Genomic DNA, 16,087 nt, shown 5'->3' on the forward strand with positions numbered 1-16,087 from the left:
TGTTTTTTTTTTTTTTAGCGCATAAGCCGGCATGCGAGTTGGGAGTCCGTCTCGTGGGCTCGGAGAGGTGTATAAGAGGCGGGCGCGGCGCTCGGCGAGCCGCACCTCCTCGCGGTGCCGGCGTTCGGCGAGCACCGCCGACAGCAGGATCTCCGGCCGCACCCCCGGCGGCGGGGGCGGGCTGATCACCTCGACGACCTGGCCGGCGATCCGCTGCCCCAGCGAGTCGCGCACCTCGGGCAGCAGCTCCCAGAACCGCGACAGGTACTGCCGGGCCGTCATCGCCAGCTCGTCCGACAGCAGCGAGATCTCCAGCGTGCGGGCCCACCAGGCGAGCTGCGGCGGCATCACCGCGACCGGGCCGAACAGCACCGACGCGGGGGCGCGCTCCTGGATGACGATCGTCCCGGCGAACAGGTCGCCGAGCCGCTTGCCGCGCCGGTTGCAGAACGAGGTGATCAGTGCGGGGGAGCCGTAGAACGTCCAGAACTCGATCACGCTGGCCAGCGCCCGGACGAGCGCCTGCCGGAACCGGACCGGGCCGCCGTCGTCGCCGACGACGCGCAGCCCGACGGCCATCTTGCCCAGCGTCCGGCCGCGCAGCAGCGTCTCGAACACGCACGGGTAGCCGACGAGGACGGCGACCGTGCCGAGCAGCGACAGCCCGACCGTCCACGCGTCGTCCGCGACGAGGGAGGTCATCGCCGTGACGTAGATGACGATGTAGAGCATCACCATCTGGAAGATCAGGTCGAGCAGGAAGGCGCAGCCCCGGCTGGCCAGCCGCGCGACGCGGATGTCGAGCGCGACGGCCTCGCCGGTCACGAGTTCGGCCATGTCCTGATCCTCCCATGCCGGCGGTAAGTCCATTTTGCCGGTTCGGTAAGCCGACACGTTAGTCTCACCGGGTGGACGTCGACGCCTATGTGGCCGCGCACAACGCCGACTGGCTGCGCCTGGAGCACCTCATCAACCGCGGGCGCAGGCTGACCGGTGCCGAAGCGGACGAGCTGGTCGAGCTGTACCAGCGGACGGCCACGCACCTGTCCGTCGTCCGGTCCAGTTCGCCCGACCCGCAGCTGGTGGGCCGGCTGTCGTCGCTCGTGGCGCGCGGCAGGGCCGCGGTGGCGGGCGCGCAGGCGCCGCTCTGGCGCGATGTCACCCGCTTCGCGACCGTGACGTTCCCGGCCGTCGCGTACCGGATGAAGTGGTGGTGGCTCGGCAACGCCGTCCTCGGCAACCTGCTCGCGCTCGCGCTGGCGATCTGGGTGGTGCACAGCCCGGAGGTGCAGGCGAGCATCGGGACGCCGGACGAGATCCGCGAGCTGGTCGAGCACGACTTCGCGAACTACTACACCGAGCATTCGGCGGCGTCGTTCGCGTTCCAGGTGTGGGTGAACAACGCGTGGGTGTCGGCGGTCGCGCTGATCTTCGGGATCCTGCTCGGCATCCCGACCGTGTACGTCCTGCTGATGAACCAGCTCAACCTGGGCCTGATCGGCGGGCTCATGTTCGCCAACGGCAAGGGCGACGTGTTCTTCGGGCTGATCCTCCCGCACGGCCTGCTGGAGCTGACCGCCGTCTACCTCGCCGTCGCGGGCGGCCTCAAGCTCGGCTGGACGATCGTCGACCCCGGCCCGCGCCGCCGCGGCCAGGCCCTCGCCGAGGAGGGACGCGCCGCCGTCAGCATCGCCATCGGGCTGATCGCGGTGCTGCTGGTGTCCGGCCTCATCGAGGGGTTCGTGACCGGCTGGGTGCACATCACCTGGCTGCGCATCGCGATCGGCGTCCTCGCGGAGGTCGCGTTCCTCAGCTACGTGATCGTCCTCGGCCGCCGCGCCACCCGCCAGGGCGAGACCGGCGACGCCGACCTCCGCCCCGACCTCGCCCCCGTAAGCGGCTGAACCGCCACACAAAGGCGTCCGGCGGACTTGAGGGGGCAGATAGTCGCGGTCAGGGCGGAGACTCATCCCGTCCGGGTGGGCGTCCACTGCGCAGCGCGTCAGGGGGTGTCGTGTTCGCCGCGCTTGACGGTATCCAGTAGTGCCCGCGCGGCAGAGACGGGGAGTGTGAACGCGGGGCCGTCCGGGTCCTCGCTGTCTCGCACCCCTACTGCGCCGAGAAGCTGTGCCAGCTCTACACACGCCCCACCTTCGGATGTGCTCCTGCTCGCCTTGCGCCACTTGATCATGCGATGCGTTGGGACGTGCCGGGTCAAGGCGCGTCCAGGTTTCCCGCTTTGGCGGCGTGTACGAGGCTCCGGAAGGTCTCCCGCGAGAGCGCGAAGGCCGGGCCGAGCGGGTCCTTGCTGTCCCGTACTCCGATGTTTCCTGGACGCTGTGCAACCTCAACGCAGTCACCGCCGGACGTGTTGCTGCGTGACGCCTTGCGCCAAACGATCATCGGTAGGTCTCCATAGCTCTTTCGAGGGCGGCCCGGGTTGAGCCGATTCCTTCCGCCGTGTCGCTGATGCGGTCGTACCTTACTGCGTACCTCTGGACGTCCCCCGGGTCGGTGACGAGCCGCCCGCGTTCGGGGGCGTCTGCGAATGCGACATCTCTATCTTCCACCGTCATGATGCGGAATGAGCCGTCCAGCCCGACATGGGTCCCTGAAGCCCGCTCGAGAACACGCAGGTTGACGTTTGGCAGGTCCGCGGCTGTGAGCAGGTGGCTGATCTGCTCATGCATCACGTCGTTACTCCCCACAGGCTGAGCGAGCACGGCCCAACTCAAGATGACAGTCAGGCGCGGGGGGTTGGACTGCCCGAACACGGCTTCCTGCCGAGCGAGTCTCGTGTTCACGGCGCGTTCCACGTCGTCCACCATCCCCGAAGAGAGTGCGGCCCGCGCGTAGTTCTCCGTCTGGAACAGCCCCGGGACCAGGAGCGCTTCCCACATGCGGTGACGTGTCGCCCGTGCCTCGTGCCACGTCAGCCCGGTGAACCAGTCGCCGTCATCGGACGCTTCGGCCCAGCGCACGAGCCGTGCGAACGGGATCACGGGCTTCCAGATTTCGTCCAGCTGCTCCGCGTACTTGATCGACAGGTGAATGGATGCGTTCTCGACCCGGGAAACATAAGAACGGTGGCATCCAATACTGTTGGCGAGCGCTTGGCCCGTCAAACCGGACAATTTGCGGAGGCGCAGCACTTCAAGGGCTATGAAGTGCCAGATAGAACGGTCCGGATCCAGTTCGTTACGCCCTGACACGGAATCCTCCGGAGGTTACTGAGGTTCGCGAACGTAGAGAAGGTATCCCGTCCAGCCTCATCCTGTGTGGCGTACGGCACAAATATCCAGCCGAGGCGCCGGGGATGACGACCGGGAGGGGAAATTCGATGATCGCGTTCAAACCGGATGTCGAGAAGATCAAGGTGGCGCGGGATCACGTCGCCGCGATCGCGGCCGGCTGGCCGGTGGACGAGTATCTGGTGCGGGTCGTGGTTTCGGAGTTGATCGCGAATGCGATCCGGCACGCGGTCACGGACGAGGTCCGGGTGAACGCCCGTTCGGACGGCCGCGTCTGCGTGGTGGAGGTCTGGGACGGCGACGCCACGCTTCCGGTGTCGTGCCGCCCCGGCCCGGACGCGGTGGGCGGCAGGGGGCTGATGATCGTCGGGGAGCTCGTCACCCGGTGGGGCGCCGTTCGCGATGACCGGGAGGGCGGCAAGACGGTCTTCGCGGAGTGGGCCGTCCCGTGACCTCGCCCGAACAGATCGCCGCCGACTCGCTTTACCAGCGCGCCATCCTGCGCGTGTACGGCCCGTGGCTTTCCTCGGACGTGCCCCCGGACCCGGAGCGCCGCCGGGCACTGGCGCGGGTCCGGCACGCGCGGCTCGTCCTGGCCATGCGCGGCACGCCTCTTCTCCCGGACCCGCCTGCCGAAGTCAGGTTCAACCAGATGGGAACCCCCCGATGAGTAGTAGGAATCGGCCGGCCGACAGGCCGACGATCATCCACGGCTGGGACTTCGGACCCGGTCAGCTCCTGAGCCCTGGTGACGTTGCCGCGAGGTGAGGGTGAAAGCGCTGCCGGGCGAGAACTGGGGGTACTTCGAGGCCGGCGACGGACGCGAGGGCTTCGTATGGCCATGCGGGGACACCAAGGCCGCGGCCGACGCACTGGACCTGCTGCTCAAGTACCGGCTCTTCCCGGGCGACGAGTGGATCGGGCCTCGATGAACCACGATGACACCCGGCTCTGCTTGGATGCAGGTCCGTCAACCGGTGCGGGACGCCGCTTCTCCCAGGCCGGAAAGCAAGTCGGAGTTGAACGCTTGCCATGAAGAGACTTCCACGATCGGACCGGTCGGTTCGATGCGCTCCAGGAGTTGTCGTCGGTGTTCGGGGAACCGTTGCCTGAACCTATTGAGTTTCCGGCCAGTAAGGCCGGACGCGGAGGCGAGCACTTCCCTTAGCCTGGCTTTCGGGTCTGCTACCGTTTCGACATTTCTCCACTTCGGCAAGTCAAGGTTCATGTGTCCGTTCGGGTTGCCTGCGACGCGTCTGATGCAAGCTTCGTCCAGCATGAGCCAGGCTTCGGTCATGCGAATCGGAACGACTGGTACACAAGGAACGTCGGGCATGACGGCCGCGACGGCGCGCTGTATCTCTTGGTGTCGTGGGCCTCGCCCGGCGTTGTCGGCATCCCGATGAATCGCGACCAGTTCATATTGGCCGCCCATGTCCCGGATCGCCTCCAGCTTTGCTTGGACTGTGCGCCGGGCAGGCTGAGGAAGGCGCTCCACCAGAGGGTCGGTCACGGCTACTCTGTATCCGTGGTCGCTTGCAATCCGTCGAATGTGGAAAGTGATTCCACTATCGCTGGTTCCTTCGCCGAGGAACAAGACGCGCAGAGTCAAGTCAACTCCAGGGTCGTCTGCGCTCCGGGTGGCGTAGTGAGGTAGGGGAGGATGTCCGCCTTGGTGACGGCGACAGCCTTTGAGTCTCTCGTGTCGCGCCACGTTCCATTAAGTGGTCGTAGCTGCAAAGCGTTGGCCATCGTACCGTCAGGTGTCGGCTGCGGGCCTTGCTCCGCAAAGAGTAGATCCTGCGGGTCGACGAGCTGGACGATTGCGGGAGAATGCGTGTTGACAATGACCTGCCGAAAAGGATTGTCCGGTCCGGGCGCCTCCTGGACATCCACCGCCAGATCCTCTACCAACTGGACCATTGCATTCAAATTTGCCGGATGGATGCCGTTTTCCGGTTCTTCCATGCACAGCAGACCTTCGACCGAAGGATCCTCCAGGAGCACGCAGAGGGCAAGGAAACGCAGCGTCCCCTCAGATAGGCTCCGTGCCGGAAGCGTGAAACCTTCCGATTCGACGAGTTGGACGGTGAAGAGCTCGCGGACATCGTCCTGCTCGACCCGCAAGTCCTTGACCGTGACACCGGCGAGATCGGCCAGCCGGCCCGCGACTCTCGCGTAGACCCGGTCAGGGTCGCCGTCTTCGTAGGCTATTCGAAAGAGAGTCGCCGCCAGGTGACGGCCGGTGGGATCCATGTTGCGCTGGTCGACATAGCGGTCCGCCGTCCGGAGCGCGGACGGTTCGAGTGCCAGCCGGCGCCAGGACTGCATCTCTCGGCGGGCGGCGAGGACGGTGGGGTCGTCGCTGCTCGTGACCGTGCTCACCACCGTCGCCGGTGCCCGTGACGCGGCAGCCGGCTTCGGTTGTCCTCTGCTTCCACCGTCCTGATGGATGCTGATGATCGGTTGGCCTTCGTCGTCTACGGAAGTCGAAATGAATGGGGCTTTGGCGCGGCGTCCCTGGAGAACCGCCTTGCGCCAGTAAGTGGCACTGTGCTTGAAACGCAGCCGCTCTGCCGCATCGCCCAATTTAATATGGTGAAGTCGTTCGGCGAGCAGATTGAGCCGCCCGATCTTCTCGATTCCGGAGGGGTGTGTGTATCCGAGTTCTAGTTCGTATCGGAGGAAAGTGATGGACGGCTCTGCCGAGCGTCCGAAGTCATCTTCGACTTCACCGGGGACGATCATCTCCGCAGCGAAGCGCATCGCATGGCTCGTGCTCGAGTAACCGTTCCAGAACAGGTCGCGTGGATCGCCGAGCCGTTCCCCGTGGACGCCTCTGACTTCCTGAGCCGCCGCAATGAGCGACTTGTCGGCCAGCAGGCTGATGAATTGGATGACATCGAATATGTTTGATTTACCTGCTCCGTTGACGCCCGCAATGCAGGTAAATGGGCCGAAATCAACCTGGAGGTCGAGAAGATTTTTGAAGCCATCGACCTCAAGCCTTGTCAGCATTGATCCTCCCCATGTTCGCCATGATACGGGGCACGGCCCAGCTCACGTCCGGGTCGCCGGGGCGATTAAAGGCGTCCGGCGGCCTTGAGGGCCAGGTAGGCGTCGGCCAGGGCGGGGGCTATCTCGTTCGGTGGGGCGTCCACGACTTCGACGCCGTGGCCGCGCAGTTCGGCGGTCAGGCGGCGGCGCTCGGCGCGGGCGCGTTCGGCGGCGGCCGCGTCGTACACGGACGCGAGGTCGCCGCGCGCGGCGGCCATCTCGCCGACGCGCGGGTCCGACACCGCGGCGATCATGACGAGGTGGCGGGCGGTGAGCTGCGGCAGCAGCGGCAGCAGGCCCTCCTCGATCGCGGCCGTGTTCAGCTCGGTCAGCAGCACGACCAGGCAGCGCTGCCGGACGCGGGCCATCAGCGTCGACACCATCCCGGCGGCGTCGCATTCGAGCAGCTCCGGCTCCAGCGGCGCCATCGCGTGCACCATCGCGGGCAGCAGGTCCGTGCGGGACGCGCCCTCCACGCGGGTGCGGACGCGCCGGTCGTAGGCGAGCAGGTCGACGCGGTCGCCGGCGCGGGACGCGAGCGCGCCGAGCAGCAGCGCCGCGTCCATCGAGCAGTCCAGCCGGGGGATGTCGCCGACGCGGCCGGCGGACGTGCGGCCGGTGTCGAGCACCAGGTAGATGCGCCGGTCGCGCTCCGGGCGCCACGTCCGGACGACGACGTCGCCCCGCCGCGCGGTGGCCCGCCAGTCGATGGACCGGACGTCGTCGCCGTCCACGTACTCGCGCAGCGAGTCGAACTCGGTGCCCTGCCCGCGGATCAGCGCGACGTGCGCGCCGGTCAGCTCGCGCAGCCGCGCCAGCTTGGCGGGCAGGTGGCGGCGGGACGGGAACGCCGGCAGCGCGCGCACCGTCCAGGGCGCGGCGCGGGACAGCTGGCGCGCGGCCAGCCCGAGCGGCCCGACGGAGCGGACGACGACGGTGACGGCCTTGCGGTCGCCGCGCCGCGTCGGCGTCAGCGTCATCTCGACGCGGCGCCGCTCACCGGCCGGAACGTCCACCTTGACCGTGCGGGGCGTGGCGCCCGCGCTGGGCGGCCACACGTCCCGCAGCCTGGCCTTGAGGCGCCGCCGCCCGAGGTTCTCCACGATCAGCGCCACCTGCGCCGTCTCGCCGAGCCGCACGCTGGTGTCGCCCGCGCGGTGGAAGCGCAGCTTCCGCACGTTCCCGGCCAGGACCAGGTCGGCGACGACGCCGAGCAGCAGGACGCCCCACACCGCGAACAGCCCCCACCAGCTCGGCGCGAACAGCGGGACGAGCGCGCCGAGCAGGGCCAGCAGCCCCAGGCGCCCGGTCAGCGCCATCAGCGCGGGGCCGGGACGTGGGCGAGGATGCCCTCCAGCACGCCGTCGGTGGTCGCGCCCTCCAGCTCCGCCTCGGGACGCAGCTGGACGCGGTGCCGCAGCGTCGGCCGCGCCAGCGCCTTCACGTCGTCCGGCGTGACGTAGTCGCGGCCCGACAGCCACGCCCACGCGCGGGAAGTCGCCAGCAGCGCCGTCGCGCCACGCGGGGACACGCCCAGCTGGAGCGACGGGGACTGCCGGGTGGCACGGCACAGGTCGACGACGTAGGCGGCGACGATGGGGTCGAGGTGGACGGTCCTGACCGCGGCCTGCCCGGCGGCCAGTTCGCCCGCGCCCGCGACCGGGTTCACCGCCGACAGGTCACGCGGGTCGAACCCGGTCGCGTGCCGCTGCAGCATGGAGATCTCTTCGTCCCGCGTGGGGACGGGCACGGTCAGCTTGACGAGGAACCGGTCGAGCTGGGCCTCGGGCAGGGGGTAGGTGCCCTCGTACTCGATCGGGTTCTGGGTCGCGCACACCACGAACGGGTCGGGCAGAGCGCGCGCGGTGCCCTCCACCGAAACCTGACGCTCTTCCATGGCCTCCAGGAGGGAAGCCTGCGTCTTCGGGGGCGTCCGGTTGATTTCGTCAGCGAGCAGGATGTTGGTGAAGACCGGGCCTTCGCGGAATTCGAATTCCGCCGTCCGGTTGTCGTACACCAACGAACCGGTCACGTCACCGGGCATCAGGTCGGGGGTGAACTGGACGCGCTTGAAATCCAAGTCGAGTGCCCGCGACAGCGTCTTGATGAGCAGCGTCTTAGCGGTACCTGGGACGCCTTCGAGCAGCACATGGCCGCGGCACAGCAACGCGATGACGAGGCCGGTCACCACGGAGTCCTGACCGACGACCGTCTTGGCGACCTCGCCGCGCAGCGCCGTCAGCGCCGCCCGGGCCGTCTCGGCCTGCCGCCGGGCCTCCTCGGACAGCGCGGCCGGCCCGCTGCCGGGCACGTCGTCCTTCCCGAGCTCTACAGGGGTGTTCAAGACTGCCGTACCTGCCTTTCCAGGTCGTCGAGGACGTCCGTGAGGGCGATGAGCCCGGCGTCGTCCAAGGGTTCAGGACCGTACAGGGCCGCCCCGACGTACGTCTCGTCGTAGGGCGTGCGGCGGGCGACCGCCGTGACGATCTCCTGTGCGGCGGAGGGATCCTGCGCGCTGCCGCGGGGCAGCCCGAGGAGCGGGACGAGCCGTTCGCGGGCGCCGGAGCGCAGCGCGTCCGAGGCGCGGTCGCGGGCGCGCCCGGCCCGGTAGAGGCGGGCGCGGCCCTCGACCGTCTCGGCGGACCGGACGATGACCGGCAGCGCCTCCGCCACGACGGGGCCGAGCCGGCGGGCCCGCCACAGCGCGACGAGCAGCACCGCGACCAGCAGTTCGAGGAAGAACAGCTTGACGCCGAACGGCAGCAGGTCGCCGAGCGACTGCTGCCCGGCGCCCTCGCCCGCCGCCGGCAGGTCCGGGACGAGCCACACCGTCGAGGTGCCGGCCCCGGCCAGGTTCATGGCCAGCGCGGCGTTGCCCTCCTCGGTGAGCCGCCGGTTCGTCAGCGGCGACGCCGACCCCAGCACGGTCACCGTGCTGGTTCCGTTCTGCACCTGGACGACCTGGGCGCCGCCGTGCCCGGTCCCGTAGCACGCCACCCCCGGACCGGTGATCTCGTAGGTCTCCGACTCGTGGAACGCGACCTCGCCGGCGAGCGACGCGACCGGCAGGGCGCAGCCGGGCACGGCGGTCTCCTCGAAGGTCGGGCCGCTGCGCCGCACCTGCGGGGCCAGCTCGTCCAGCGCGTACGCGGTCGGCCGGACGAGGAGGAGGTCCACCTGCGTGCCGCTCAGCATCCGCAGGTCGTCGTCGGTGAGCCGCTCGGTGCGCGTCACCACCATGACGCCGCGCGGATCGGCAGCGGCGAGGGCGTCCCCCATGGTCCGCGCCACGGTCACGTCCGAGCCGTTCTGCCGCAGGATCTCCGCGAGCGCCCGCGCGCCGTCCTGCTTCGGCGACTCGGGGTCGAGCGCCTCCGGCGACGTGGACGGGCGCAGCGCCGCCAGGATCACCGCGATCACGACCATCGCCAGCAGCGCCGCGACCACGCCGCGCGCCGACCGCCAGCGGCGGCCCGCGACCTGCCGCGCGGACGGCTCCGCCGGCGCCGCTTCGGGCGGGGCCTGGGTCACCATCGCGGGCCTCCCTCGTCGCCCGCGCCGGCCAGGCTGAGGTCGTCGGTCTCCAGCGGCTTCGGCTTCATCGCCCGCAGCCGCTCGTCCAGCTCCGTCATCCGCGCGTACCCCTCGGCCGTCCCCGGCCGGTCGCCGTACCAGACGTCGTCGAAGATCCGTACGCCCGCGGCCAGCTCGCCGGCCAGCTCGGGCACGGCCTCGCCCGCCTCGGCCGCCAGCTCGTCCGCCGTCCGGCCGGGACGCGCCGACAGCACCGCCCGCTCCTCAAGGTCGCGCGCGATCGCGCGGAGCCGCTCCCGGATCGCCTCGGCCCACTGCCCCGCCGCCGCGTGCTGCTCCGCCGCCTTCCGGTGGTCGAGGGCGGTGGACGGCGTCTCGTCCAGCAGCGGGTCCTTGCGGGAGCGGAGGTTGCGGCGGCCCCACATCAGCCACACCACCAGCCCGATCGCGACCAGCGCGACCACGACGATGATCGCGATGGACGTCCAGCCGCCGCCGCTGCCCTGCGACTCCGGGTTCGGCGCCCGGCTGAACAACTGGTGCAGCCACTCGGTGAACTCGTCCCACCAGCGCTCCAGCCAGGACGGCTTGTCGCGCTGGTACACCTGCTTCTCCAGCTCGCGGCGGGCCAGCTCGCGGGCCTGGTCGCGGCCGATCGGGTCGAGGATCACGGGTTCGCTCCCGTCCACGGATGTGCCGGCACCGGATCGGTCCGCCACAGGTCGATGAACCCGTCATCGTTAGCGGCCTGGTCGTCAGCGGCCTCGTCGTGGGCGCCGTTGCCCGCCGCGATCGCCGCGGCGGAACTCCCTCGCGTGCGCAGCTCCAGGTCGAAGCCCTCGCGGCGCATCCGCCGGTCCATGTAGAGCAGCGCGATCACGCCCGCGTCGAACGGCAGCACCACCGACCAGCTCACGATCCGGCCGACCGTGTCGACCGCGAGCGCGCCCATCGTCGCCTCGCTGCCGGACGAGTCGCCGAAGAAGATCAGCTGCACGAACAGGAACGGGATGCGGAGCGCGAAGAAGCCCATGAACACGGTCACGAGCAGCGCCAGCAGCAGCGTCCCGCACGTCCGGAACCAGCGGCCCTTGGAGAGCGTGACCGCCCGGCGCAGCGCGCCCGTTACCGTCCGCCGCTCCAGCACCACCGCCGGGACCGCCTGGACGAACAGGATGTACAGCCACACCATCAGCGCGATGCCGAGCGGGAACCCGACGATCCCGGCGACCGCGCCGAGCGCCGGATGCGCGTCCACGGCGATCAGCGTGAAGAACGGCGCGGCCGGCAGGACGAGCGCGCCCAGCGAGATGCCCATGACGGCCGCGGCGGTGCCGATCAGCCGGCCGAGCCTCGGCCGGGCGTCCCGCCACGCCTGCCGCGGCGCGATCGGCAGCCCGACCAGCTCGCGGCCCAGGATCGGCGCCACCAGCCCCGCCATCAGCAGGATCCCGAACGCCGACAGGACGAGCCCCAGCACCGTCAGCGTGACCTGCGCGCCGAGCGACTCCAGCAGCACGTCCGGGGTGACCTCGTCGCGGGCGTCGTCGCCGATGAAGAAGTACGCGGCGACCGAGCTCGTCACCTGGATGACCGTGCTGATCGCGACCGACAGGCCCAGCGTGGTGCGCGGCCGGCGGCGGATCCCGGCGATCGCGCCGTCCAGCATCTCCGAGATGGACATGGGACGGAACGGGACGCCCCGCACCACGTCCGCGGCGTCGGCGACGTCGTCCCAGCCGTCCGGTCCCGGCATTCTCGGCTCCCTGCGGTTCCCTGCGATCTGTGAGCGGGTCAGGTCATCCTGTCATGGGCGGGATGTCAACCTTGCGTTGGTTTCAGGAGTCACCTGTACGATCCGAGCCGCCCACCCGATGCGGGGGAGCCATGTACGACGCAAACGCGGGTAACCTTGCACGCCAAGGTATATCTCTCCCTGGCAAGGTGGCGCCGGAGCATCGCGCCCCACTCCACCGAACCCCGATTTTGTGACGATGAGGGCCATGAGAGGACGTGTACTGGTCGTCGACGACGATCTCGCACTCGCCGAAATGCTCGGCATCGTGCTTCGGGGCGAGGGTTTCGAGCCCTCGTTCGTGCACGACGGCGACAAGGCGCTCGAGGCGTTCCGGGAGACCCGGCCCGACCTCGTGCTGCTCGACCTGATGCTGCCGGGGGCCGACGGCATCGACGTGTGCCGGCAGATCCGCGCCGAGTCCGGCGTGCCGATCGTCATGCTGACGGCCAAGAGCGACACCGTGGACGTCGTCCTCGGCCTGGAGTCGGGCGCCGACGACTACATCGTCAAGCCGTTCAAGCCCAAGGAACTGGTCGCGCGGGTGCGCGCCCGGCTGCGCCGCACCGACGAGCCCGCGCCCGAGACCCTGCAGATCGGCGACATCACCATCGACGTCGCCGGGCACTCGGTGAAGCGCGGCGACCGGCACATCCCGCTGACCCCGCTGGAGTTCGACCTGCTCGTCGCGCTCGCCCGCAAGCCCCGCCAGGTGTTCACCCGCGAGGTCCTGCTGGAGCAGGTGTGGGGCTACCGGCACGCCGCCGACACCCGGCTGGTCAACGTGCACGTGCAGCGGCTCCGCGCCAAGATCGAGAAGGACCCGGAGCGTCCGGAGATCGTCGTCACCGTGCGGGGTGTCGGCTACAAGGCCGGTCCCGCCTGAGTCCCGCGGACCCCCCATGAGAGCGGACCTGAGGAGGGCGAGGCGGTTCGCCCGACGGCGGCTGGGCGCGCTGCGGCGCGTCGTGAGCGGCGCCATCGGCACCGCCTACCTGCGCTGGCGCCAGTCGATCCAGATCCGCGTCGTCACGTCCACGCTGTTCATCTCCGCGATCGTGGTGGCGATCCTCGGCGCGTTCCTGATGCAGCAGATGTCGTCCGCGCTCATGGACGGCAAGGTCAAGGCGGCACGCCTCCAGCTGGACGACGGCCTGGCGCAGGTCCAGCGCGACCTGGGCAACTCCGCCGGGGACGGCAGCAGGCTCAACTCGACGATCGACCGGCTGAAATCGCGCAGCGGCCCGTCCGGGCTCTACGAGGTCTACATCCGCGACACCAACGAGCAGTACTTCGACGGGTACACGACCAACGAACTGCGTCCGGAGAGCGTCCCCAAGCGGCTGCGCGAAGAGCTGAAGACCGCGCCCGCCGGTTCGCGCGCCTACACCTACGGCAAGCTCTCTTACCTCGGAGGCAGGCCGGACGAACGCGGCCTCATCGTCGGCGGCCGGACCGGTCAGTTCGAGCTGTACTACCTGTTCCCGCTGACGCAGGAGCAGCAGACCCTCACCAACGTGAGCCGCTCCCTGGCCGGAGTGGGTGTCGTCCTAGTGCTGCTCTTGGCCGCGATCGCCTCGCTGGTCACGCGGCAGGTCGTCATACCCGTGCGGCTCGCCGCCCAAGGCGCCCAAAGGCTCGCCGCAGGACGCCTGGAAGAACGCATGAGGGTACGCGGTGAGGACGATCTGGCCCGCCTAGCCCGCTCCTTCAACGACATGGCCGCCAACCTCCAGGAGAAGATCGGCGAACTGGAGGACCTGTCGCAGGTGCAGCGCCAGTTCGTCTCCGACGTCTCCCACGAGCTCCGCACGCCGCTGACCACCATCCGGATCGCGGCCGACATGCTCTACGAGTACCGCGACACCTTCGACGACCCCGCCGTCGGACGGTCCGCCGAGCTGCTGCAGAGCCAGCTGGAGCGGTTCGAGTCGCTGCTCGCCGACCTGCTGGAGATCAGCCGCCACGACGCCGGGGCCGCGACACTGGACGCCGAGTCCCTCGACATGCGCGACCTCGTCCTGCGCGTCGTCGGCGACATACAGGGCCTGTCGGAGCGCAAGGGCAGCAAGGTCGTCCTGCAGCTGCCCGGCGAACCGTGCATGGCCGAGGTCGACCGGCGCCGCGTCGAACGCATCCTGCGCAACCTCCTCGTCAACGCCGTCGAGCACGGCGACGGCGAGGACATCATCATCTCCTGCGCCGCCGACCGCGACGCCGTCGCCGTCGCCGTCCGCGACCACGGCGTCGGCCTCAAACCCGGGGAGGGGCAGATGGTCTTCGACCGCTTCTGGCGCGCCGACCCGGCCCGCGCCCGCACCACCGGCGGCACCGGGCTCGGCCTGTCGATCTCCCGCGAGGACGCCCAGCTGCACGGCGGCTGGCTGCAGGCGTGGGGCGAGCCCGGCGCGGGCTCCCAGTTCCGCCTGTCGCTGCCCCGCGTCGCCGGCGCCGAACTCCGCGGCTCGCCGCTGCCGCTCGTCCCGCCCGGGGCCGGCGCCGCGCGCCCCCTCTTCGCCGAACTGGAGGTCGGCGAATGAGCGCGTGCACCCGGCGGGTCACCGGCCTGCTGACCCTCGCCGTCCTCGTCCTCGGCGGCGCCGGCTGCGCGAGCGTGCCGAGCGGCGGGCAGGTCGTCAGCGGCAGGCCCGCCGAACGCGCCGAACGCGTCGACGACCCGTACGTCCGGCTCATCCCGGTCAAACCGCGGCCCGACTGGGGGCCCGCCGAGATCGTCTCCGGGTTCCTCGCCGCGTCCGCCAGCTTCGACGACGGGCACAAGGTCGCCAAGACGTACCTGAGCGGCCAGACGTCCTGGAACCCGGGGCTGCGGCCCTTCGTGACCGTCCTCGCCGAACGCGTCACCGACCCGCACGTGATCAAGCAGTCGGGGAACCAGGCGACCGTCCGGATCACCGCCGACCAGCTCGGCACCATCACCGCCGACGGCCAGTACACCGCGTCCCCGAAGAGCCTCGACGCCACCTTCCAGCTCGCCAAGACCCCGCAGGGCGTCTGGCGCATCACCGGCCTGCCCGGCGACGAGAAGTCCGGCCTGCTGCTCACCAAGGACGACGTCGAGCGCGCCATGCGCACCGTCAACCTGTTCTTCTTCGCGCCGGACCGGCACACCCTCGTCCCGAACGGGATCTTCCTGCCCGTCGCGAACCGGCAGTCGCTGCCGACCCAGCTCGTCCAGGCCCTGCTCGCCGGCCCCACCTCCTGGCTCGCCGGCGCCGTCGAGAGCGCCTTCCCCGAGGGCACCCGGCTGCGCCGCGGCGTCCAGGTCGACAAGGAGATCGCGACCGTCGACCTCACCAAGCAGGCCCGCGGCGGCGACGTCGAACGCATGTCCGCCCAGCTCAGCTGGACGATGCGGCAGCTCTCCGAGATCAAGCGGTGGCGGCTGCGGATCGACGGGGAGACCGTCGTCCCCGACGGCATGGACGCCACCCAGCCGGTGAACGCGTGGCAGGAGAACTCGCCGGACGGCCGGCTCGCCGCGGACGGCGCCCACCAGAACGCCTACGTCGTCGGCCCGTCCGGGTTCCTCGGCACCCTGGAGGGCGACCGCGCCCAGCCCGTCGTGACGGGCCCCGCCGGCCGGCTCGCCCGCCCCGCCGTCGCCCCCGGCTACCAGGAGTTCGCCGGCCTGAGCAGCGACGCCACCCAGGTCCTGGCCGCCGCGCCCGTCACCGGCTCGCCCGCCCCGCGCGTCCTGCTCACCGCGCACGACGGCGCCCGCTTCACCGCCCCGTCCTGGAGCCGCGACGGCACCCTGTGGGTCGTGGAGACCAAGAAGGGCGAGTCGTGGCTGTGGGTGCGCCGCCCCGGCAAGGGCTTCGTGCGCGCCGCCCACTGGGGCCTCGGCGGCCGCGAGGTCCTCGCCTTCCGCGTCGCCCGCGACGGCGTCCGCGCCGCCGTGATCGCCGGCATCGACGGCCGCCCCCAGGTGCAGCTCGGCCGCATCGCCCACGACCCCGACGGCTCCCTGGACGTCGGCTCCTTCCTCCCGGTCAGCTCCGAACTCCAGGACGCCGTCGACCTCGCCTGGCGCGACTACGGCACCCTCGCCGTCCTCGGCCGCGCCAAACGCGACTCCCAGACCCTCCCGTTCCTCATGCCGATCAGCGGCAGCGCCATCACGTCCCTCGGCGTCGGCTCCCTCGGCGAACCCCGCACCATCGCCGCCGCCCCCGGCGCCCCGATCCTCATCGGCACCGTCTCGTCCGGCAAGGCCCAGGTCTGCCGCCAGCGCACCCCCACCAACTCCTACAGCCCCTGGATCTGCCCCACCCCCCCCCCCTCCCTCTCATCCCCCCCTGACGCCGCCCGCGAACCAGAGACGGCAGGACTCGGCGGACGGCGGCGTCGCGAAAAACAAAACAACAACAACACACAGCCACCTACGAAGAGAACACACAGACAAGAACCAAACACAAACACACAG

The 16,087-nt window shown here is 70.2% G+C and carries 18 protein-coding genes; 7 read left to right on the forward strand and 11 right to left on the reverse strand.

The window, feature by feature from the left end:
* Window positions 1-837 (reverse strand): RDD family protein (locus HUX53_RS32970; protein WP_176407122.1); only part of this gene is annotated, 837 nt, incomplete at its 3' end.
* Window positions 838-908: 71 nt separating this feature from the next.
* Here HUX53_RS32970 and HUX53_RS32975 point away from each other — a divergent pair.
* Complete coding sequence (locus HUX53_RS32975; protein ID WP_176407123.1) at window positions 909-1,904, forward strand: stage II sporulation protein M; 996 nt, start codon at window positions 909-911, stop codon at window positions 1,902-1,904.
* Between the two features lie 98 nt (window positions 1,905-2,002).
* Here HUX53_RS32975 and HUX53_RS32980 read toward each other — a convergent pair whose 3' ends face one another.
* From HUX53_RS32980 to HUX53_RS32990, 3 genes are read right to left on the reverse strand one after another with little or no spacing between them, the layout of a single operon-like run.
* Window positions 2,003-2,191, reverse strand: coding sequence for a DUF397 domain-containing protein (locus tag HUX53_RS32980; RefSeq protein WP_176407124.1), 189 nt, complete (start codon window positions 2,189-2,191; stop codon window positions 2,003-2,005).
* Window positions 2,192-2,214: 23 nt separating this feature from the next.
* Window positions 2,215-2,403, reverse strand: a complete 189-nt coding sequence (locus HUX53_RS32985; protein WP_176407125.1) for a DUF397 domain-containing protein — start codon at window positions 2,401-2,403, stop codon at window positions 2,215-2,217.
* A complete protein-coding gene (locus HUX53_RS32990) occupies window positions 2,400-3,212 on the reverse strand; it encodes a helix-turn-helix transcriptional regulator (protein WP_176407126.1) in 813 nt (270 codons plus the stop codon). The genes HUX53_RS32985 and HUX53_RS32990 overlap by 4 nt, the downstream gene beginning before the upstream one ends.
* Before the next feature lie 128 nt (window positions 3,213-3,340).
* Between HUX53_RS32990 and HUX53_RS32995 the strand changes: the two genes are divergently transcribed.
* The 3 genes from HUX53_RS32995 (at window position 3,341) to HUX53_RS33005 (ending at window position 4,183) form a co-directional block, all read left to right on the forward strand.
* Window positions 3,341-3,703: an ATP-binding protein gene (locus tag HUX53_RS32995; protein ID WP_176407127.1), complete on the forward strand. Its 363-nt coding sequence runs from the start codon at window positions 3,341-3,343 to the stop codon at window positions 3,701-3,703.
* Window positions 3,700-3,921, forward strand: a complete 222-nt coding sequence (locus HUX53_RS33000) for a hypothetical protein (protein ID WP_176407128.1) — start codon at window positions 3,700-3,702, stop codon at window positions 3,919-3,921. The genes HUX53_RS32995 and HUX53_RS33000 overlap by 4 nt, the downstream gene beginning before the upstream one ends.
* A 100-nt stretch (window positions 3,922-4,021) precedes the next feature.
* Complete coding sequence (locus HUX53_RS33005) at window positions 4,022-4,183, forward strand: hypothetical protein (protein WP_176407129.1); 162 nt, start codon at window positions 4,022-4,024, stop codon at window positions 4,181-4,183.
* A 38-nt stretch (window positions 4,184-4,221) separates the two neighbouring features.
* On the opposite strand, the gene HUX53_RS33010 is transcribed toward HUX53_RS33005, so the two are convergent.
* The 7 genes from HUX53_RS33010 to HUX53_RS33040 form a co-directional block, all read right to left on the reverse strand.
* Window positions 4,222-4,764, reverse strand: a complete 543-nt coding sequence (locus tag HUX53_RS33010) for a hypothetical protein (protein WP_309237544.1) — start codon at window positions 4,762-4,764, stop codon at window positions 4,222-4,224.
* Between the two features lie 95 nt (window positions 4,765-4,859).
* A complete protein-coding gene (locus HUX53_RS33015) occupies window positions 4,860-6,269 on the reverse strand; it encodes an AAA family ATPase (protein WP_176407131.1) in 1,410 nt (469 codons plus the stop codon).
* 65 nt (window positions 6,270-6,334) lie between these two features.
* A complete protein-coding gene (locus HUX53_RS33020; protein WP_176407132.1) occupies window positions 6,335-7,627 on the reverse strand; it encodes a DUF58 domain-containing protein in 1,293 nt (430 codons plus the stop codon).
* Window positions 7,627-8,619 carry a MoxR family ATPase gene (locus HUX53_RS33025; protein ID WP_309237545.1) on the reverse strand — a complete coding sequence of 331 codons (993 nt, stop codon included), beginning with the start codon at window positions 8,617-8,619 and terminating at the stop codon, window positions 7,627-7,629. The genes HUX53_RS33020 and HUX53_RS33025 overlap by 1 nt, the downstream gene beginning before the upstream one ends.
* A gap of 29 nt (window positions 8,620-8,648) precedes the next feature.
* On the reverse strand, window positions 8,649-9,842 hold the full coding sequence (locus HUX53_RS33030; RefSeq protein ID WP_176407134.1) for a DUF4350 domain-containing protein: 1,194 nt from the start codon (window positions 9,840-9,842) through the stop codon (window positions 8,649-8,651).
* Complete coding sequence (locus tag HUX53_RS33035) at window positions 9,836-10,513, reverse strand: DUF4129 domain-containing protein (RefSeq protein ID WP_176407135.1); 678 nt, start codon at window positions 10,511-10,513, stop codon at window positions 9,836-9,838. Before HUX53_RS33035 ends, HUX53_RS33030 begins: the two co-directional genes overlap by 7 nt.
* On the reverse strand, window positions 10,510-11,598 hold the full coding sequence (locus HUX53_RS33040) for a hypothetical protein (RefSeq protein WP_176407136.1): 1,089 nt from the start codon (window positions 11,596-11,598) through the stop codon (window positions 10,510-10,512). Before HUX53_RS33040 ends, HUX53_RS33035 begins: the two co-directional genes overlap by 4 nt.
* 247 nt (window positions 11,599-11,845) lie before the next feature.
* On the opposite strand from HUX53_RS33040, the gene mtrA reads away from it, so the two are divergent.
* The 3 genes from mtrA to HUX53_RS33055 all read left to right on the forward strand — a co-directional run.
* Window positions 11,846-12,523, forward strand: a complete 678-nt coding sequence (gene mtrA, locus HUX53_RS33045) for an MtrAB system response regulator MtrA (protein WP_021598338.1) — start codon at window positions 11,846-11,848, stop codon at window positions 12,521-12,523.
* A 16-nt stretch (window positions 12,524-12,539) separates the two neighbouring features.
* On the forward strand, window positions 12,540-14,177 hold the full coding sequence (gene mtrB, locus HUX53_RS33050) for an MtrAB system histidine kinase MtrB (RefSeq protein ID WP_176407137.1): 1,638 nt from the start codon (window positions 12,540-12,542) through the stop codon (window positions 14,175-14,177).
* A partial coding sequence (locus HUX53_RS33055) for an LpqB family beta-propeller domain-containing protein (RefSeq protein ID WP_176407138.1) occupies window positions 14,174-16,087 on the forward strand: 1,914 nt, incomplete at its 3' end. The genes mtrB and HUX53_RS33055, both read left to right, overlap by 4 nt.

The sequence above is a fragment of the Actinomadura sp. BRA 177 genome, from assembly GCF_013372625.1.
Lineage (GTDB): Bacteria > Actinomycetota > Actinomycetes > Streptosporangiales > Streptosporangiaceae > Spirillospora.